Source organism: Chryseobacterium sp. NFX27, assembly GCF_049887855.1.
Taxonomy (GTDB): Bacteria; Bacteroidota; Bacteroidia; order Flavobacteriales; family Weeksellaceae; genus Chryseobacterium.
The window spans coordinates 42,540-62,480 of sequence record NZ_JAGEKK010000018.1 but is presented as its reverse complement, the minus strand read 5'-3'; the positions used below and the strand labels follow the sequence as shown (position 1 = coordinate 62,480).

Annotated in this window: 21 protein-coding genes; 13 read left to right on the top strand and 8 right to left on the bottom strand. The window is 37.4% G+C overall.

Annotated features, from left to right (window positions below):
- Positions 1-247 precede the first annotated feature (247 nt).
- Genes tssR through tssO form a run of 4 tightly spaced genes read right to left on the bottom strand, consistent with a single transcriptional unit; the run spans position 248 to position 4,720 of the window.
- Complete coding sequence (gene tssR, locus J4Q03_RS17435) at positions 248-2,647, bottom strand: type VI secretion system protein TssR domain-containing protein (protein WP_426049396.1); 2,400 nt, start codon at positions 2,645-2,647, stop codon at positions 248-250.
- Between the two features lie 44 nt (positions 2,648-2,691).
- A complete protein-coding gene (locus tag J4Q03_RS17430; protein WP_426049395.1) occupies positions 2,692-3,600 on the bottom strand; it encodes a PKD domain-containing protein in 909 nt (302 codons plus the stop codon).
- A 45-nt stretch (positions 3,601-3,645) separates the two neighbouring features.
- Entirely contained in the window at positions 3,646-4,173 is a 528-nt protein-coding gene (locus J4Q03_RS17425) for a type VI secretion system transmembrane protein TssO (RefSeq protein ID WP_426049394.1), read from the bottom strand.
- 13 nt (positions 4,174-4,186) lie between these two features.
- Positions 4,187-4,720, bottom strand: coding sequence for a type VI secretion system TssO (gene tssO / locus J4Q03_RS17420; RefSeq protein ID WP_426049393.1), 534 nt, complete (start codon positions 4,718-4,720; stop codon positions 4,187-4,189).
- A 180-nt stretch (positions 4,721-4,900) separates the two neighbouring features.
- Between tssO and J4Q03_RS17415 the strand changes: the two genes are divergently transcribed.
- The 9 genes from J4Q03_RS17415 to J4Q03_RS17375 all read left to right on the top strand — a co-directional run bounded on the left by J4Q03_RS17415 (position 4,901) and on the right by J4Q03_RS17375 (position 13,246).
- Positions 4,901-5,572 carry a response regulator transcription factor gene (locus J4Q03_RS17415; RefSeq protein WP_426049392.1) on the top strand — a complete coding sequence of 224 codons (672 nt, stop codon included), beginning with the start codon at positions 4,901-4,903 and terminating at the stop codon, positions 5,570-5,572.
- Between the two features lie 138 nt (positions 5,573-5,710).
- On the top strand, positions 5,711-6,001 hold the full coding sequence (locus tag J4Q03_RS17410) for an HU family DNA-binding protein (RefSeq protein WP_002984212.1): 291 nt from the start codon (positions 5,711-5,713) through the stop codon (positions 5,999-6,001).
- Positions 6,002-6,364: 363 nt separating this feature from the next.
- Positions 6,365-7,924, top strand: a complete 1,560-nt coding sequence (locus J4Q03_RS17405; RefSeq protein ID WP_426049391.1) for an Rne/Rng family ribonuclease — start codon at positions 6,365-6,367, stop codon at positions 7,922-7,924.
- A gap of 197 nt (positions 7,925-8,121) precedes the next feature.
- On the top strand, positions 8,122-8,592 hold the full coding sequence (locus J4Q03_RS17400; RefSeq protein WP_426049390.1) for an OsmC family protein: 471 nt from the start codon (positions 8,122-8,124) through the stop codon (positions 8,590-8,592).
- A gap of 222 nt (positions 8,593-8,814) precedes the next feature.
- Positions 8,815-9,465: a response regulator transcription factor gene (locus tag J4Q03_RS17395; RefSeq protein WP_426049389.1), complete on the top strand. Its 651-nt coding sequence runs from the start codon at positions 8,815-8,817 to the stop codon at positions 9,463-9,465.
- 518 nt (positions 9,466-9,983) lie between these two features.
- The gene (locus tag J4Q03_RS17390) at positions 9,984-10,613 is read left to right on the top strand and encodes an NUDIX hydrolase (RefSeq protein ID WP_426049388.1); all 630 of its coding nucleotides are present in this window, start codon (positions 9,984-9,986) and stop codon (positions 10,611-10,613) included.
- A 27-nt stretch (positions 10,614-10,640) separates the two neighbouring features.
- Entirely contained in the window at positions 10,641-11,447 is an 807-nt protein-coding gene (locus J4Q03_RS17385) for a lysophospholipid acyltransferase family protein (RefSeq protein ID WP_426049387.1), read from the top strand.
- A 15-nt stretch (positions 11,448-11,462) separates the two neighbouring features.
- Positions 11,463-11,906, top strand: coding sequence for a hypothetical protein (locus tag J4Q03_RS17380; RefSeq protein ID WP_426049386.1), 444 nt, complete (start codon positions 11,463-11,465; stop codon positions 11,904-11,906).
- 2 nt (positions 11,907-11,908) lie between these two features.
- Complete coding sequence (locus J4Q03_RS17375; RefSeq protein WP_426049385.1) at positions 11,909-13,246, top strand: UDP-N-acetylmuramate--L-alanine ligase; 1,338 nt, start codon at positions 11,909-11,911, stop codon at positions 13,244-13,246.
- A gap of 91 nt (positions 13,247-13,337) precedes the next feature.
- Here the strand turns inward: J4Q03_RS17375 and J4Q03_RS17370 are convergent, their stop codons facing one another.
- Together J4Q03_RS17370 and J4Q03_RS17365 are read right to left on the bottom strand one after the other, a co-directional pair.
- Entirely contained in the window at positions 13,338-14,390 is a 1,053-nt protein-coding gene (locus J4Q03_RS17370; RefSeq protein ID WP_426049384.1) for an NAD(P)H-dependent flavin oxidoreductase, read from the bottom strand.
- Between the two features lie 216 nt (positions 14,391-14,606).
- Complete coding sequence (locus tag J4Q03_RS17365) at positions 14,607-15,482, bottom strand: aldo/keto reductase (RefSeq protein ID WP_426049383.1); 876 nt, start codon at positions 15,480-15,482, stop codon at positions 14,607-14,609.
- Positions 15,483-15,693: 211 nt separating this feature from the next.
- Between J4Q03_RS17365 and J4Q03_RS17360 the strand changes: the two genes are divergently transcribed.
- On the top strand, positions 15,694-16,128 hold the full coding sequence (locus tag J4Q03_RS17360; protein ID WP_426049382.1) for a GNAT family N-acetyltransferase: 435 nt from the start codon (positions 15,694-15,696) through the stop codon (positions 16,126-16,128).
- Complete coding sequence (locus J4Q03_RS17355) at positions 16,128-16,595, top strand: GNAT family N-acetyltransferase (protein WP_426049381.1); 468 nt, start codon at positions 16,128-16,130, stop codon at positions 16,593-16,595. The genes J4Q03_RS17360 and J4Q03_RS17355 overlap by 1 nt, the downstream gene beginning before the upstream one ends.
- On the opposite strand, the gene J4Q03_RS17350 is transcribed toward J4Q03_RS17355, so the two are convergent.
- Together J4Q03_RS17350 and J4Q03_RS17345 are read right to left on the bottom strand one after the other, a co-directional pair.
- Positions 16,548-17,468, bottom strand: a complete 921-nt coding sequence (locus J4Q03_RS17350; RefSeq protein ID WP_426049380.1) for a LysR family transcriptional regulator — start codon at positions 17,466-17,468, stop codon at positions 16,548-16,550. The two genes, J4Q03_RS17355 and J4Q03_RS17350, sit on opposite strands and share 48 nt — an antisense overlap.
- Before the next feature lie 41 nt (positions 17,469-17,509).
- Complete coding sequence (locus J4Q03_RS17345) at positions 17,510-18,256, bottom strand: metallophosphoesterase family protein (protein ID WP_426049379.1); 747 nt, start codon at positions 18,254-18,256, stop codon at positions 17,510-17,512.
- A gap of 184 nt (positions 18,257-18,440) precedes the next feature.
- Here J4Q03_RS17345 and J4Q03_RS17340 point away from each other — a divergent pair, with 184 nt between their 5' ends.
- The gene (locus J4Q03_RS17340; protein ID WP_426049378.1) at positions 18,441-19,055 is read left to right on the top strand and encodes an NAD(P)H-dependent oxidoreductase; all 615 of its coding nucleotides are present in this window, start codon (positions 18,441-18,443) and stop codon (positions 19,053-19,055) included.
- Positions 19,055-19,939: an NAD-dependent epimerase/dehydratase family protein gene (locus J4Q03_RS17335; protein ID WP_426049377.1), complete on the top strand. Its 885-nt coding sequence runs from the start codon at positions 19,055-19,057 to the stop codon at positions 19,937-19,939. Before J4Q03_RS17340 ends, J4Q03_RS17335 begins: the two co-directional genes overlap by 1 nt.
- The last annotated feature ends 2 nt before the right edge of the window (positions 19,940-19,941 follow it).

Below are 19,941 nucleotides of genomic sequence, written 5' to 3'. Positions count from 1 at the left end.
CGACTTTGGATTTAAAAATCGCCGTCATACGTCATGAGAACAAGGGTCACAATTTATTGGGATATATAGAAAAAAGTGGAATTTTACACTTAATTGAGAAATAGGAAATTTTTGGCGCTCTTTTTTGAGCTCCAGAATGCGGGTTTGTGAATCCTGTTGTTTAAAAAATTATATGTTATCCTTCATTTTTTTAAACACAAAAAAAGCAGAAGTTATACTCCTGCTTTTGATATGCTATCATGAATGATTAATGTTTTGTGTATTCCGGTTCCTCAACGGTCTGAGTGGTCGGCATAAAGTATTCATTAAGCCAGTAGAAGGTTTGCCCGTTCTGCTGGATCTTTACGGCAGGATTGTTTCTGTGGGAAAGCATATGTTCTGCCAGATTCTTATAGTTCTTGAAATATGCTCTTGCTGTTTCTTTTAAAACAATTTTAGATTTCTTCCAGCCTTTCAGTTTATATTTCGACATCAGCTCATCTTCAGAATTGTCAAAACCGGTACTTAATCCTACTGCGTAAGCCATTGGTTTTTCATACAGTTCAGACTTATCCAGGAATTTTAAGGTAGGGTTATATTTTTTCAGAAGTCTGATATACTCCTTAACTGCTCTGGACTGGTTAAAATCTGCTCTTTCAGGCTCGGTCTTATGATAAACTTCGGTATAGAAGTTCTTTAAGTTATCGTATTCCGTTTCAGAAATAAGGATTCCTTTTTCTATACCCGGCTTGTAATCTTTCAGACCTTTTGGGATATATCCTTTTACAAGGAATGGGTTTCCATAGTTGATCAGCTGGGCTGCAATTCCTGCAGAAACCGGATTGGTAAGACCTGGGAAGAGGTATTTATATTTCAGATCTACGTCTGTTCTTCCGGCTCCTACCGAAGAATGGAAATACTCATTCAGTGATTTATCAATCGTTTCATTGTCTAAAGTTACCTGTGCAATAAGACTGTCAACCGATTTTTTCAGATATCCGGGTGTTGCAACATCTCCTTTTTTAGGGAAGATAACAAATCCCTGTGACATACTCTGCTTTGGATAATCCAGTGAGAAAAATCCGGCATCGCCCTCCACAAGGTTAAAGTTATTTTTGGTAAGAACATCACTCTGGTTAATGATCTTCTGTTTTTTCAGTTCGGCAATATTTTTAGCAGTATTGGTCACCACATTCTCAGCCATTAATACAAAATCGTTGTAGGTATCGGATGATCTTGCACTGGTCTGGAACATAATCACTCTGGCCTGTGCCTGCGTAAGAGAGCTGATCACACTGTACATATTTCCGCTCTGATTCGCTGAAGTACCTACAGTTACGACAATATTGGTTTCATCCGGCACATTTGAAAGCAGGTTTCCTGCCGCAGAAAGCGCCTCGCCAACCGGCTGGTATCCGCTGTTGCTCGCACAGTTCATTTCATTGGTTTTTTCATCAATGAACTTGGTGATCTTACTGTAATCCGTACTTAAATTGGAAGTCATGACATTTTCTCCACACGGGTTGTTCTTATATAAAACAACACCGTATTTTACGCCATTGAAATAAGACGGTTTCTCAAATCTAAGCTGCAGATCCTGAAGAAGAGATTTAACGATCGGGGCATAAGGAGCATTCGGAGCACTTACATCCAGAGCAAAAACAATGTTTATATTTTTATCTCTTTCCGTGATTTCCCTGTAACGGTCAAAATAAATCTCCTCACCCAAAACATTGAATACATAATTTTTACTGTAATCTAAAATATTGGTAAAATATTTTGTTTTGGAGTCCGGTGTTGGAGCTTCATTCAAAGCTAAATTTACCGGATAAATATTCTCAAGAGGTGTTCTCTTGTTGGTATCCGTAAGAAGAACAGCCGTTCGGCTTTCTGCGTCTGCTGCACCAGGATATCCTTCATGGATTCCTAACTCAGATTCTGTAACCTGCGTATCATTTTTAAGTTTTACGGCAGAACGCTCACCCCATGCAGAGATCACATTGGCGTTTACCCATCCGTAAAGGCTGGTACTGATACTGTCTATATCAACAGAAGGTTTTTTACCAACCAGAAAACGTTTATTATTTTCTGCCTGTTTGTAAACATACACCATCTGTCCGTTTGGAATTTTGACATTGGCAGCTTCTATAAGGCTTGGTGAATTGAATACCATGATGGAATCATTCTTATAGTATCTTTCTGCACTTCTGATCACTTCACTGTGATTCGGAACTACAGCCACTCTTACAGGGAAACCTGTTTTTTCGCTTTTTAAAGAATTGTTCCATAAAAGAAGATCGGATTCCGGGATCCAGCCATAGGTTTTAATGGATTTCGATGAAACCTTTTTCATCAGGGCATCCGGAACGTATTCCGCTACTTTTACCATTCCGTCTCTATGTTTCAGGACCATCAAAGGCTCAAGGAATTTAACTTCTTTGTAAGATTTTTCGTCACTTTTATCAAGATAGGCCGTATTTCTGGATCTGTCTGAAATAACGATCCATGGGACCGATTTTTTAGGGTATCCGTTCACGACCGGCGAATTATCTACCTGCCCGTACTGGGACGGTTCAGGAGTTCTTTTAGACGGCAGCTTGACCTGACAGCTTGCTAACAATACTGAAAATCCTATATAATATGCTGCTAGAGGAAATTTATTTTTCATCCTATTTTATTTTAATGATTGGTGTATCCGGATGCCGGACTTTATTATTTGCTTTGGTTTATATCGACCTTCGTTACACAGTTCTGCTTATCATCTAAGTTCACTTTTACACTCTGGATCACAACGTTTTTGTCAAACTGAAGTCCCGCACAGTACATATAGAAGTTATTCGCCTTGCTGTCGCTTACTTTTACTACCGTGTTCTCGTTGTTACACAGATAGGTTCTCAGCAGGTAGTTATAATGCATATTAAAACTGTTCCCGTTGGCAATCTGCTGCAGGTGATATTTGAAGTCATCATCAACCTTTTTATAGGAATCCTCTACAGGTATTTCATCTTCCTGCAAAGAATTGTAGGCCGGAAGAATCTTGATAAGGTGGTAAATAGGTTCCTGACTTTCCTCTGTGAATAATGCCACGCGGTAATCTCCCGGTTTTTTATAAGAATAAATGGCCATTTTCTCCTTAGCATCGATATTGCCTGTTTCGCCGAACTTCCATGCAAACTGTGTAGCTTCCGAAACTGCCCGGAACTGTACGTTTTCATTCTGCATCGCCTGGGTAGGAGCTTCAATAACGGTACTGATCTTCGCGCTGTCCTGTGGCTTCTGATATCTGGCCGAAACCATCACAGGGAAGGTTTTGCTATATTTGTTATCAATAATCAAACTTACCGAATAATACCCCGGTTTATTGTAAAAGTGTATTCCGGTACTTTTGTCTGAAGTGGTTCCGTCCCCAAAATTCCATCGCTTGGTTTTTGCGAACTGGGTCTTATCCTCAAATAAAAGGGTATCTCCTACAGATAGTGAAGAAGGATAGACTACTCCTACAATATCATCAGAAGAATGGATTACCTTTTTCTGCAGCCATAACGCAATGAGTGCCGCAATAAGCAGCGTTGCGATAACACCAATAATAATGTTCTTTTTGTTTTTTTGAAAATAATTCATAGTTAAGTGATTGTGATGTGTTTATTCCTTTAATGCTTATTTCTTTTACTGGGTTCTTGCTCTTAATGCATTTTCTCTTTCATAAAGTCGGTTTTGCTTATCTTTAAAACCGATTCTGCAGTCTTCCACTTCTTTTTCGAATCTTTTTACATCTTCTGTAGTGGTAGAAATAACTTTTTTGTCTTCAAAATACATTTTGTAGAATTTGGCGATCTGCGGATACGCATCTTTACGGATATCCATGATATTGCTATTACCCTGAAAATGACTGGCAAGGCCATTAATTCCATTAAAAATATTGTTTTCAGCGAAAGGTTCCGGAGATTTATCTGCAATTCTGCTGATCAAAACATACGTACTGTCCATTTCGGGCTGTAAGATCTTCTGCTGGCTTTCGAATGCTGCCTTCTGTTCAAGGCTCTGTATTCCTCTTACATCTTCTTCAGAGAATGGAGAATCATATCCTTTTAAAAAGATGATTCCGAAGAATATCATCGCTGCAAAAAGCATCAGTATCAAATAAAAAAACTGATAATGCCTTTCTTTCTTAGATAGTGTAATAGATCCCTGCATATGCTTATTTTTATTATCTTCTTCTTCCTCCTGTAAAATTCCTTGTAGGATCTTTTTTAAGCTGGCCGTTGGCTCTTCCTACTTTTGCTATACATTCCTCAAGATCCCTGAGGACTATCTTTTTCTGGGATTCTACCCCTATAATATCATTCTTCAATTTCAGCATAGGCTCTATCTGTTTCATCAGAACGGCATAATGCTTAAAATTATCAGCACTGTCTTTACCCATAATGTTTTTCGCCTCCGTCACATCATCCATAATTCTGGTTCTGAGGAAAACATCATTTTCTACCTTATTGATGTTAAGCTGGTTCATCTGGTCATATATTTTATCTACATGAGTCCTGAGAACATCACCCCGCATCATAAGATCTTTATAGGCATCAGCTTCTCGCACAATTCCTTCCCGTTGTATACTGTAACTTTTAAAAAAGAAGAATAAACACAGAAAAGACACCACCGACAAAACGGTGAAAGACAGAATAAACTTCCAAATGCCTGCTCTGACATCAGATTTGTTTAGTTTTTTTTCTCTGTTAGAAGACATATGTTCGTGATTTGTTTGGCCTGTGAAAATATAAAAAAAAAAATTTATGTACAATACGTATTTTCCCTAATGTAATTCCGTGAAAACCCTAATTAAACTAAGTTTAATTTCTGCTTTCATAAGTTTTTCATAAATTAGGCCTCTGAATTTTAAATATCACCTACCAAATCGATATTAAAAGTGAATAAAATACTATCAAACACAGTACGGTTTTCTATAGCTGACAGTGACTTCTACTTTAAGAAGATCATGATCAAAACTCTTATGGAAAACCCTTTCTATATGCTTCTGAATGACTGTAACAACGGCCATGAGCTTGTGAACAGGATTTACAGGAGGCAGGAAGATGTGTTTATCATTGAACTGTTTATGCCGGTATTAAGCGGGATAGAGGCTATCAAATACATCAGGAAAAACAATACGGAAACTCCTATTGTAACGTATTCCAGTACCTATCAGGAAGATATGGCTGAGATTCTTTCAAAAATCCCTAATATCTATTACTGCCAGAAAAAAAGCACTATTATAAAAGATCTTATCAAAGGAAGTATCGCTTCTGACGGCTTCGATTACGAAAAATATTCTAAGGAATGGGAACAGCAGCCACTCGCAGTACAAAACTATATGGAAAGGCAGAAGAAAGGCCAGGAAGAGCTGAGCCCTACTGAAATACAGCTTATGAAATTCTGCTACGAAGGCTACAGCAACAAGGAAATTGCTGAAAAACTGAACCTTAGCACACGTACAATTGATACCTATATTAACAGGCTTACAGAAAAACTGGGGCTGAAAACAAAGCTGCATCTCATCCGCTTCTGTGTGGAAAATGGCTACTACAATTCCAGCATGTAGGGAGATTTAATGTAATATTAATATAGGGTAAACATAAAAACTCCAACTCTTTAAACAAAAATATTTTGCCACTAATTTGCTAGTATTCAATTTTTTTAACTAAATTTGCACACCTAAAATTTAAAATTAAAAAAGGAAATGACAAAGGCAGAATTGGTAAACACCATCTCAAATAAGTTGGGAACAGAAAAGAATGAAACACAGAAAGTTGTAGAAGCTTTTATGCAGGAGATCAGGACTTCTATGTATAATGGGGATAACGTTTATCTGAGAGGTTTTGGATCTTTTATCATTAAAACAAGAGCTGCTAAAACAGGAAGAAATATTTCTAAGAACACTGCAATTGAGATTCCTGCTCATAACATTCCTGCTTTCAAGCCTTCAAAATCTTTTGTAGAGAAAGTAAAAACAAAAGTCGCAGTAAAATAAAATTAACTGAATATTAACTAGTTACTAAAAAATTAAAATTATGCCAAGCGGAAAGAAAAGAAAAAGACACAAGGTTGCAACTCACAAAAGAAAGAAAAGAAGAAGAGCAAACAGACATAAGAAAAAATAATCTCTTTTTTTCGAGGTTTACAATATAATAATATAGTTGGTGGTTTTATTTATATAGAGTTCACCGACTATATTTTTGTTTGCAACTATAAGATTTCCAAGGAAAAAAGGCTTTTGCAGATATTTTCAAAAAGGTATAGCAATTTCAATCTAAATTCTTATATTTAAAATTATTTATTTGCTAAAAAATACGCCAGTTTCCTATAATCTTAATAAATTTTTATCTTATACAAAATGAAGAAAGAACTAATAGTTTCGCATGAAGATGATCTTACAAAGATTGCCCTACTGGAAGACGGAAGACTATGTGAACTTCATGAGCAAGAGGACAAAAGCGAATTTATAGTTGGAGATCTGTTTGTAGGAAGAGTTAAAAAACTGGCACCTAACCTGAATGCCGCATTCGTAAACATCGGGTACGATAAGGATGCTTTTCTGCATTATCAGGATCTGGGGCCACAGTACCTCACCTACAGAAAGTTTTTAAAAGATACTATTTCTAAAAAACAGAGCACTTCAAGCTTAAAAAATTTCGAGATACAACCCGAAATAGACAAAAACGGAACCGTAGACAAAGTCATTGCAAAAGATGATCTTGTTCTGCTTCAGATTACTAAAGAACCTATTTCCACTAAAGGTCCGAGGATCTCTACCCAGGTTTCTTTAACAGGACGTTTTCTCGTCCTGATCCCTTTCGACAACAAAGTTTCCATTTCCAAAAAAATCAGAACCACTGAGGAAAAAGAAAGACTGAGAACGCTTATTGACAGCATCAAGCCTGAAGGCTTCGGTGTCATCATAAGAACCGTAGCGGAAGGTAAAAAAGTAGCAGACCTTCACAATGACATGAATCAGCTGATCCAGAAATGGGAAAGCACTTTCAAAAACATTCAGAAAAGTAAGGTTCCGGCCAGAGTTTTAAGCGAAGAAGACAAAGCTTCAGCTATTTTAAGAGACAATTTCAACCAGGATTTCGTGAGCATCATCTGCGACGATGAACAGATGGTAGACGAAATGACCAACTATGTAGAGGTCATAGCTCCTGAAAAAAAGAATATTGTCCAGTTTTACAATTCACACATCCCTCTTCTCGAATATTATAACGTTGAAAAACAGCTCAAACAGAGTTTCGGAAAGCACGTTAATATTCCAAGTTCAAAAGGTGCCTACCTTGTTATAGAGCATACAGAAGCACTTCACGTGGTTGATGTAAACTCCGGAAACAACATCACAACCGGAGCCGCCGTAAACAAAGAGCACGCTCTGAAAGTAAACAAAATGGCAGCTACCGAGATTGCCAGACAGCTTCGTCTCCGAGATATGGGAGGCATCATTGTAATCGACTTCATCGATATGCAGAATCCTGAACACAGAAGGGATCTGTACGAGCATCTTAAAGAAGAAATGAAACGTGACAAAGCGCGCCACAAAATTCTTCCCCCGAGCAAATTTGGACTGATCCAGATCACGAGACAAAGAAACCGCCCGGAAAAACAGATAGAAACCAAAGAAGAAAACCCGAACAAAGACGGAGAAATTATAGCTCCGATCGTCATCGTGGAAAGAATGGAGGAAACCATAAGAAACATTATACAGAAGGATAAAGGCAAGCTTTACCTGCATGTACACCCTTTCGTTGAAGCTTACCTTACCAAAGGAATCAAAAGCATTCAGATGAAATGGTTTATGAAGTATAAAAAATGGGTAACCATCATCCCACGGGATTCTTTCAAATATTTAGAATACAAAATTTACAATTCGAAAAAAGAAGAATTGGTTGGATATTCTAATTAACACAAAAATCTAAACCTTCAGTTTTTCTGGAGGTTTTTTATTTATGGTATTTCAGGAAAGGAATCTACATGCAAAAGTTACATTCGAAAACGGAAGAACAGCAGTTAAAAAACTTATTAAGAATTAAGAGAATGTCAATTTCTTTTTAAAAAAGTATTTGCTTAATTTTAGCAGATACTTTTTATTTTTAAACTTAAATGAGCAGAGAACATCATTACAAAGCAACCATTAACTGGACAGGCAACAAAGGAACAGGAACCAGCAGCTACAAGGATTATGAAAGAAGCCATACCATTCAAATTGAAAACAAAGTTCCTATTGAAGGTTCTTCTGATCCTTCATTCCGTGGAGACAAAACCAAACACAATCCCGAAGACCTCTTTCTTTCCTCACTTTCTTCCTGTCATATGCTGTGGTATCTTCATTTCTGCTCCGAAGAAGGCATTATCGTTATCAATTATACAGATGAAGCTACCGGAATTATGACTGAAACAGCGGATGGAAGCGGGCAATTTACGTCAGTGACCTTACATCCTACAGTGATTGTCGCGGAAGAATCAATGGCTGAAAGAGCAAAGGAACTCCATCATAAGGCAGGTCAGTTTTGTTTTATTGCCAAATCAGTAAATTTTCAGGTACAACATATCCCTAAAGTGCTAGTTAAATAACTTTATTATAACTTCAGCTTAATTGGAACTGCCCTTAACCCTGAGTTTTAATCATAATAACTCTAAAATTAATAATCAAAATTCCACAATAGGAGATTTATTTATTAAATAATCAATAAAATTTATATTTATCAATCACTTTTCATGTAAAAATTACATTTAATTGTTATTTTTATTCAAAATGTAAAGTTTTTTTATATTTTTATATAAACAAAACTAACCATGATGAAACCGAGATTAACCATTTTTGATGAACCGTTACTGTATACAGAAGGTTTGTCAAAACTGCTCTCACAGAGCAAAATTTTTAACACGATTGACATTTGTAATTCTTACGAACCCTTATTTGAACAATTAAAAGAAGATCCTCCGGAAATTCTGGTTATCAGCTCCAATATGCTGATGCTTACAGATATTTTCAGACTTGTAGAAGACATTACCGCCAAAAACAAAAAAATCAAAATTATTGTCATAGGCAATAGTTATGACATGACAGACATCCGGAAGCTTTTTAACAAAGGTATAAAAAGCTACCTTGATAAAAACAGCAGATATGATGAATTCCTGAAATCCATCAATGTTCTGCTTCTGAACGAGATCTACATCTGTGACAATGCAAAGGAAAGAATGATCAACTTTATCAGCAGCGACGAAGGAAAACCAAACCTGCACATGAAAGAACCTCTTACACGCAGAGAAATGGAAATTCTTAAACTGATATGCGACGGATTCAGCAGTAAAGATATTTCTGAAAAGCTTTTTATAAGTATCAATACCGTAGAAACCCACCGCAAAAGAATTCTCTTAAAATTAAACGCAAAAAATTCCGTAGGAATTGTAAAATATGCCTTAGAAAATCACATTATCGACTGATGAAAACCTATTTCGACTACTACCAAAAAAATTCCAAATCTGAAGGTTTGGAATTTTTTTGGTAGTAATCGAAGTGAATGGTCAATTTCGTATTCAAGTGAATAGTGAGTTTTAATATGCAGCAGTTATATTTTTCTCTGTATAGGTATAAGATGAGAATAAAGAGCAAAGAATAAAGACAAGAATAAAATCTTAAACATACAGACTCTAAGACCTCCAGCATTTTAACATCATAAAACAGCCTCACATGTCGAGCGGTTAATTTTCTCATCAAATGAATGGACAACTATTATAATTGATGACCATTCACAATCCACTCCCTAATCGCTCTTCTATTCCCTACTCATAATCCGGCATTTCACCGTTCGTGAAAAGAGATGCTCTGGACATTATTCGGAGAAAATCTGGGGGTCAAGATCATTGGTTCTTAGTGGTTTTTCGCTTTCCGCAGAAATATCAATGGTTAATTAATGTTAATGCCTATTCTTTTCTTCAGTATATATTGCTAAATTTGAGGTATGGAAAGTTTTGGAAAAGATTTATTGAGGAAAATAACAGATGTAGAACTGCCAGGGATACATGCCCATGGAGTATTTTCACCTCCTTCCCGACCAATATTCACCTATGATGAAGTATTGGCGAAAAATCCAAAATTTGCAGCCGTTAACATTGTTCTCTATTTAAAAGATAATGAATGGTATTTCCCGCTGATTCAAAGAACTATTAACGAACATGACAGGCACAGCGGACAGATCTCACTGCCTGGCGGTAAGCGTGAAGAGACGGATAGGGACTTTTCTGAAACTGCAGTACGCGAAACCTCAGAAGAGATTGGAATAGACAAGCATTACATAAGAGTAATCAGGGAAATGTCTCCCATCTACGTTCCACCGAGTAATTTTTATGTTTATCCTTACATTTCGTATACTAAAAAGAACCCTCTTTTCGTTCTTCAGCAGAGTGAAGCAGTAGAAACTATAGAGTTTCCTATCACTTCTTTTCTCAACCTTCCGGATAATCCTGAAATTATGGCATTGCCAAGTGCTGCCGGACATGAAGTACCGGTTATTAATTTCAACGGATATATCATCTGGGGCGCTACAGCAATGATATTGAGCGAGTTTAGCCAGTTGTTGAAAAAAATGTAACTTTGCACTACCGTGTTTAATTGAGAGATGGCGAAGAAAAATATTTTCACCGATGCATTCGGAACACCTTATTTTTTAAAAAGGTTTATCATTTTTATTTTAGGAATTGTATCCTACAGAAGGTTCAACGGCTTTAATAAATTAAAGATAACCGGTACAGAACACCTTGTGGATCTTCCCGATTCCAACGTGCTTTTTGTATCTAACCATCAAACCTATTTTGCAGATGTAGCAGCAATGTATCATGCATTCTGTGCTGTGAACAACGGATATCTGGACACGATTAAAAACCCTATCTACCTGCTCAACCCAAAGATTGATTTTTACTATGTAGCAGCAGAAGAAACCATGAATAAAGGGATTCTTCCTAAAATTTTCAAAATTGCAGGCGCTGTAACGGTAAAAAGAACCTGGAGAGCAGAAGGGAAAAATGTCAACAGAATGGTAGATCTTACAGAAGTTGACAATATTATGAAAGCTTTGGACAATGGCTGGGTAGCTACTTTCCCTCAGGGTACTACGTCTGCTTTTGCCCAGGGACGAAGAGGTACAGCCAAGCTGGTTAAAAATCAACGCCCGATTGTGATTCCTATCAAGATCAACGGTTTCAGAAGGGCATTCGACAAGAAAGGCCTTCGGGTAAAGGTTACAGGCGTAAAACCTACCATGGAGTTTAAAGCACCTCTGGATATAGATTATGACAATGAAAAAGCGCCGGAAATTTTATTGAAGATCATGACTGCCATTGAGCAGACAGAAGATTTCAATGTACTACACAATTATGATGAAGAACTTAAAGCTAAAAAAGTAGAACAAAAGGATTCAAATAATTAAAGTAAGTAGAAAATTATGAACAAAATATTAGGGATCTTATTCACGGTCTTGGTATTAGTTTCGTGTAACAGTCAGAAAGTATATTCAGATTTTGATATAAGCTATTCCAGAAGCGGGGGTTATGCTCCAATGTACGAGAATTTACTCATCAAAGGCAATAATGCACATTATTCTTTAGAGGAGGGAGGGAAAAAATACAGACATGACTTTAAAATTTCTGATGAAGATTTAAAGAAACTGGACCAGACCCTTTCCCAGAACAATTTCAGAAGAATACAGGAAGACCACAAAAAACTGTATGATCATGTGACCACTTCCATCAATGTAAAGAAAGGCCCGAATGAAGGCAGCAAGTCAGATGCCAGCATGATGATGCCCAATTTTACAACGAACTGGAATAATATTCTGAATGTTTTCCAGGAAGTTATTAATAACAACGTAAAAAAAAACAATAAATAAAGTTGAAAACCCACTTCATTGCTATCGGCGGAAGCGCCATGCATAATCTTGCTATTGCGTTAAAAGACAAAGGATATCAGGTAACAGGTTCGGATGATGCTATTTTTGAGCCCTCAAAATCCAGACTGGAAAAGAAAGGAATTTTGCCTCAGGAAATGGGCTGGTTCCCGGAAAAGATCACTGCGGATATTGATGCGGTTATCCTGGGAATGCATGCGCATCAGGATAATCCTGAGCTGGCAAAAGCAAAAGAGCTGGGTTTAAAAATTTATTCATACCCCGAATTTCTTTACGAACAGTCAAAAAACAAGACAAGAGTAGTCATTGCCGGCTCACACGGTAAAACGACGATCACTTCTATGATTCTTCATGTACTGAACTTTCACCGGAAAGACGTGGATTTTATGGTAGGTGCCCAGCTGGAAGGTTTTGACTGTATGGTAAAACTAACGCAGGAAAATGATTTTATGGTGCTGGAAGGTGATGAATACCTCTCCTCTCCTATTGATCTCCGTTCAAAGTTTCTTCTGTACCAGCCGAATATTGCTTTAATGAGCGGTATTGCATGGGATCACATCAATGTATTCAAAACGTTTGACGATTATATAGAGCAGTTTAGAAAATTCGTCGCAAGCATTACTCCCGGTGGCGTTCTGGTGTACAATGAAGAAGATGCAGAGGTGGTAAAAGTAGTGGAAGCAGCTGAAAATTATTTCAGAAAAATTGCTTACAAAACTCCTGAATATGAGATCAGCAATGGAAAAGTATATTTAAAAACTGAAATGGGCGACGTCCCTCTTTCTGTTTTTGGAGCTCACAATTTACTCAACATGGAAGGTGCAAGGCATATCTGCCGCCAGCTTGGTATCATGGATGAAGATTTCTACGAAGCCGTTATGAGCTTCAAAGGAGCTTCGAAACGTCTTGAAAAAGTAGAAAGAGAAGATCAGGGAATTTTATACAAAGATTTTGCCCACGCACCGAGCAAAGTAAAAGCTGCGGTAAAAGCTTTCTGCGAGCAGTTTACAAAAGAAAAGAAATACGGTTTTCTGGAGCTGCACACGTATTCAAGCTTAAATCCGTTATTTCTTGAGCAATATGATCATGCTATGGATGGCTTGAACGAAGCGATAGTTTTTTATTCTGAAGATGCTTTAAAGATCAAAAGAATGGAACCTATTTCCCCGGAATTTATTAAAGAAAAGTTCAAAAATGATGCCCTGAGGGTATTTACCAATGCTGAAGAACTTCATGCCTATTGGGAAACGCTGGATAAAACCGATGGTGTTTTCCTGATGATGAGTTCCGGAAATTTTGGTGGACTGGATCTGACTAAGTAAATTATTATTTTATATAACAAAAAATCCTTTCATATGTATGAAAGGATTTTTGTATTTTCCATTTCTTAGAAATCTATATTGATTATCACATTCAAACACTTTGAATCAAATTTTTCAGGATTTCCTCTGTAGAAAGCTCACTGTAATCATGAATTGACTGTCCAGCCCAGATGCCTACAAAATCAGTATTATTCAGTTCTTTTGAAACTTTGCGTAGCTCATTCGTCAGTTTATTCTGATAGGGATAAGGCAGAATATAGGCTGAGTTTTCAAGAGTTTCGATGTATTTATTTTTAATTCCTCTCGCATACCGACCCGAAAAGCTTTTTGTCAGGACAATATCCTTTTCTGTTACATTTTTAAGTCTTTCTTTTTCAAACGGCTGCAAACCGCTTTCCTGTGATGCCAGCAAGATACTTCCGACCTGAAATCCCTGTGCTCCAAGCTCTTTTGCCGCTCTTAAAGTTTTTCCGTTATAAATACCGCCTGCATAGATCAGCGGGACTTTCACATGATCATAGACTTTAGAAAACAGGGACATTCCTCCGATTTCAGGAATAGTATCGGCATTAAAAGCTCCCCTGTGCCCTCCGGCTTCAATTCCCTGCACACAGATGATATCAATTCCTGAATTTTCCAGAATTAATGCTTCTTCCACGGAAGTACAGGTTCCGATAAGTAGTATTCCATTCTCTTTTAGCTTATGAATGCTTTTATCATCCAGATTTCCGAAAGTAAAGCTCAGAATCTTACAGCCTTCTTCAATAACAGCATCTATCTGCTCATGATAGCCGTTCACTTTGATCTCTTTAAGATCAGGAAGCTGAACTTCTATATTATTTTCTTTTGCAAGTTGGGTAATAAACTGTCTGGCTTTAGCAAATTTTTCTCTCAAAACATCTGTGAGCTCAGGAATATGGTGAACAAAAATATTAACCGCAAACGGTCTGTCGGTGAGTTTTTTGGTATCTCTGATAAGTTCAGCAGACCGATCTGAGGAAAGGTCTGCTAATGCCAGTGATCCAAGACATCCGGCTTTTGCGGCTGCGGCAGCCATCCGCGGACTACTTACACCAAACATCGGAGCCTGAATTACAGGGTATTTTACATCTAAAATTTTACTGATTGTATCCGGCCAAAACATAGAAATTATTTTAGATAAAATTTACAAAAATCTGATGATATGCTAAGTTTACGAAGCGTGATATTGCTCACAAACATCTACAGATGATTCATTTATTTTTCCTTACGCAGTTCATTTACTGCTTTTTCAAATAAAATCTCCCGCAGATTAAACTGATTCCCAGAAGTAAATCTGTGTCCGTTTGATCTGTGGGAGAAATAACAGTGAAATATTATATTAAATATCCACTACGGACTTCAGCATCTTTTCTTCCCATTCAGGATCTTTAGGATCGAAGAACAGTCTTTTGCCCGTATCTAAAGAACGGACAATATTCATCTCCTCTTCAGTCAGTTCAAAATCAAAAACATTGAAATTTTCTTCAATTCTTGAAGGCGTTACAGATTTCGGAATGACAACAAAGCCCTCCTGAAGGTGCCATCTCAGAATCACCTGAGCAACTGTTTTGCCATATTTTTCAGCCACCGCTTTCAGCTGAGAGTTGTTTAAAAGATCTGCATTTCCATTTCCTAGAGGACTCCACGGCTGTGTTATGATATTGTTTTCTCTGTCATACACCTGAAGCTCCTTTTGCTGAAAAACCGGGTGAAGTTCAATCTGGTTGATCACCGGATGAACCGTTGAATTGGCTTTTAATTCTTCTAATTTCTCTACAGTAAAATTGCATACTCCGATAGCCTTAATCTTTCCTTCTGCATACAATTCCTCCAAAGCTTTCCAGGTGCCTAAGAAATCTCCATATGGCCAGTGAATCAGGTACATGTCCAGATAATCCATCTGCAGCCTGTCCAGTGTTCTTTGGAACGCCTTTTTTGCTTTTTCATACCCATGATCCTGCACCCATACTTTTGAAGTGATAAACAACTCGTCTCTGCTTACACCACTGTCTTTTACCGCCTGCCCAACTGCTGTTTCATTCTGATAAATAGCTGCCGTATCAATCATTCTGTATCCTGTGTGAATGGCTTTTACCACTGCTTTTTCACATTCGTCAAGATTTTCCATCTGCCATACTCCAAAGCCTAAAGCCGGTATATCCACTCCGTTATTTAAGGTCACTACAGGCTGCCCTGCATATGTTTTCTTTTGCATAATTCTTTAATTTAATTTTTAATATTAATGTAAAGCCTAACAAATTTGCAATAAAAATTTGAAAATCCTGCTTACCATTTTTACTGTTTATGACCACTATCCTTAAGCTACACCTTTATTATTTCTCTGTCATAACTCTCTCTAATTTCTAACTTCTAACTTCTAAAATCTAATCTCTAATTTTCCCTATTTTTGCAGTAAACACCTAACAATGTCCCATCAAATCAGGCTGGCTAAAGCCGAAGATTATCCAAGAATTATGGAGATCTGGGAATCTGCTGTAAAAGCAACCCATGATTTCCTTACTGACGAAGATTTTAACTATTTTAAAGAAGCTATTCCAAGAGATTACCTTCCGAATATGGAAGTTTATTTGATCTCGGAAAAAGAATCAGCAGCCGGTTTCGCCTCTGTAGTTGAGGGTAATCTGGAAATGCTTTTTATTCATGATGCTATGCGGGGAAAAGGATATGGCAAAAAACTTTACGAATTTATGAAGGAGACCACTGGACTGACCAAAGTGGATGTCAACGAACAGAATCCACAGGCTATTGGCTTTTATGAAAAAATGGGCTTCAGAAGGGTTGGAAGATCGGAGAAGGATGGTTCAGGAAAAGATTATCCACTTATTCATATGAGCCTGTAATGGAAAATTTTGTTTTTAATAAAATAGAACCGGGAACGGATATTCCGTATGAATTATTGCTGCTTGCTGATGAAACCGTTGAAGCCATCAACCAATATATTTTCAATTGTGCCGTCTACCTTTTAAATGAAGGACTTGAAAATATTGCTGTGATGGCACTGTACCCAAATGGCAGTACAGAATTGGAGATCAAGAATATCGCGGTGATTGAAAGCTGCAGAAGCCGGGGAATCGGCAGTATTCTTATAGATAAGGCGAAAAAAATAGCTAAAGAAAATAGCTTTACAATTTTAACTGTAGGGACTTCAGATACAGGTTTTCAGCAGATCAGGTTTTACAAAAAGAACGGTTTTGTAAAGAAGGGAATACGTAAAAACTTTTTTACAGACAATTACCCATTCCCTATTTATGAAAACGGATTACAGATGCGCGACATGGTTGTTCTTTCCCATGACCTTTCTGAATAAACCTTTAATATGCTCGATCTCTGACTGGTAATTTGTTTTTTTCCGGCACCCGAAATACAGGGTGTTTTCCAGTTTTTTTTCGCCTTCCCAGATCAGTTTCACTTCACCGTTCTCTATTTCATTTTTGCAGAGGAAATTAGGAATAACAGCGAGTCCGGTTCCGCCTTTCAGACAGCGGATAATCGAGTTTAAATTTGGAACAATATAATTGGGGCGGAAGTTGGGTTTATGTCCGAAATTCATGATCCAGAACTGAAAAAGATGCTCCATATCACCGGTCGTTCCGTACCATTTTTCCTGTTTCAGCCATTCTTCGGCATGTTCGATGCCTTTTGTTTTAAGAGTCTTACGGAAACTTTCCGTATCTATATCTTTTCCGCCTACAAGAATGATCTGTTCAGAAGAAAATGCCTCATGTTCAATATTAGGTGAAACTCCTTTTTTGGGTGTAATAATCAGGTCCAGAATCCCTTTATCCAGCTGGTCCAGCATTTCGGGATATTCTCCGAAGCTGATGATCAGATTGAAAGGCAAAGTAGAAACATACTGCTCCAGAGTAGTCTGAAACGTTTCAAAACACATTCCTACGCTGATCGTAGGAGTTAATTTTTCTGTAGATTTCTGAAAGTTTTTTTCTACATCTTCGAGCTTGGAAATTGGTTCAGAAACAGCATTGAATAAAACTTTTCCTCTTTCGGTAGGTATCATTTTTCTGCCGGTTCTGTCAAATAACTTATAGCCTACATACGCTTCAAGCGAGCTTAAATGCAGGCTTACACCCGGCTGAGAAATAAACAGAGAGTCTGCAGCGCCCGTCAGCGTTCCGGTTTTGTATATCGCTTTAAAAGTGCGATACCATTCTAAGTTGACCATAACTTTAATTATAAATATTCTGATACAAAACTACAAAATAATTATAATACTGATGTTTTCTCATTTTTCAAAAAAGCAGCATAATAGTCCGGAATCCCACTTTCCTCAATGCCACAGACAGTTTCTTCAATTGGATAATCTATCTGAATGATCTCCGGACTAATCTGTTTCTCATCCAGTGTCAGAATGAGATAAGACGCCAGGCGGTTTTTTTCCTTGGAACGGCCTACAGAGCCACAGTTCACAGCCCATCCTTTAGTTTTGAAATATTTTTTAAATGATAAATGGGTATGTCCCATCACAACGATATCAGAATGGGATTCTTCCAGCATACGGATGAAAACCTCATCACCTTCGGATTCATAAAGGTAGGTATCATTACTCACCAAACCTGCATGTAGCAGCTGGATATCCCAATGCTTCTTCCCTACTTTAAAGTTTAATTTTAAATGAAAAGGAAGTTCTGATAAAAATTGCCTGTTCCTTTCTGTAATGTTCTTTTTTGAATGATCAATTGCTATGAATCTTGCTTCGGTTTCTTCTTCTGAATGTTTAGGCAGAGGAACAACAGGAATATCAAAAGCAATTCTTTCGTCATGATTTCCCATGAGACAAGGAATGTTCAGGCTTCTGATCTTTTCGACCACTTCATTTCCCCACGGAGCAAAATCCACCAGATCTCCAAGGCAGAACTTCTGCTGAATTCCTCTTTTCACTATATCTGCAAGCACTGCTTCCAGCGCAGGAAAATTTCCGTGCACGTCACTAAAAATTGCAATCTGTATCATTTTCACTATTTCAATAACAAATTTACTTGAGATGGTTTGATATCATGGCTAACAACGATATGACATTTAACCATAAATGTACAGTTCAACTATTATTATTCTAATAGATAGTTATAAGTTATACTATTTTTATTATACAATACAGCAGACTAACTTTGCATCATACAATTTAAACAATCATAAAATGAAAAAAGTATTGATCATTAACGGAGGACAAAATTTCGGACATTCCGGAGGAAAATATAATAACACTATTGCAGAAAATACCTTAGAGGTACTTAAAAAATTTGAAAATGTAGAGGTCAAAACTACTCAGATTTCAGATGGCTTTGATAATGATGAAGAGGTAAAGAAATTTGTTTGGGCAGATTTTATCATCTACCACACTCCTATCTGGTGGTTCCAGCTTCCTAACGGTTTTAAAAAGTATATCGACGAAGTTTTTACAGCCGGTCATGCCAAAGGAATTTATATGAGTGACGGAAGAAAAGCCGAAGCTCCGGAAATCAATTATGGTACAGGAGGAATGCTGGGCGGAAGAAAATATATGGTAACCACAAGCTGGAATGCTCCGGAAACAGCCTTTACACTTCCCGGAGAATTCTTCAATGAAACCAGTGTAGATAATGGACCGTTATTTGGATTCCATAGAATGAATGCTTTTGTTTCTTTAGAAAAAATGGAAAGCTTCCACTTCCATGATGTAGAAAAAAATGCCAATATAGAGCGTGATATGAAACTTTACAGAGAGCATCTTGAAAATGTTTTCGAAAAAGAACTTAAACCTCAGTTAGTCTAATGAAAAAAATACTGATAACAGGAATTACCGGTTATATCGGGGGTACCGTTGCCCGGAAGCTATTAGAAAGGAACTACAGTGTAACAGGACTGGTTCGCAATGCAGATGCAGCAGAAAAACTGAAACAATTAGGAATTGGTTCCATCATAGGAAATATACATGATGAAGCTGTTTTGAATTCTGCCATTTCCAATGCTGATGTCATTATCCATACTGCAGACTCTGCAGATGATGCTTATGCAGCAGACAGTTTCATCAATGCATTGGAAGGAAGCGGCAAAACCTTTATTTTCACTTCAGGTTCCGCTATTTTTGGAGGAAAGGAGAATGGAGAAAAAAATGATTTTGTGTACACAGAGGATATTCCTCTGAGCCCGAGGCTGGAAATGGCTTCCAGGGTACTGATCAATAATTATGTTCTTGAGTCTGCCAAAAAAAATATCAGAAGCATTGTCATTGTTCCTACGATGGTTTATGGTGATGGGCTGGGCCTGAAAAAAGACAGCATCCAGCTTCCGGCTTTAATTAATTTCTCCAAGGAAAAAGGATTTGGAGCTTATTTTGGAAAAGGTGAAAATATATGGTCGAATCTTCATATTGAAGATTTAGCGGATCTGTATGTACTCGCACTGGAAAAAGCAAAAGCAGGCTCTCTTTATTATGCCGAAAACGGATCTTCAACCCTTAAGAATCTGGCAAAAAATATAAGCCGACAGTATGATTTGCAGCCTGCACAGTCCGTCAGCGTACAGGAAGCAGTCAATACATTTGGCCCTGCGGGCGGATACTTTGGGTTTGCATCCAACAGTGTATGTAATTCTGACAAGGCAAAAGCAGAACTCGGTTGGAGTCCTCAATATCAATCCATTGAAGAATTTATTTAAAT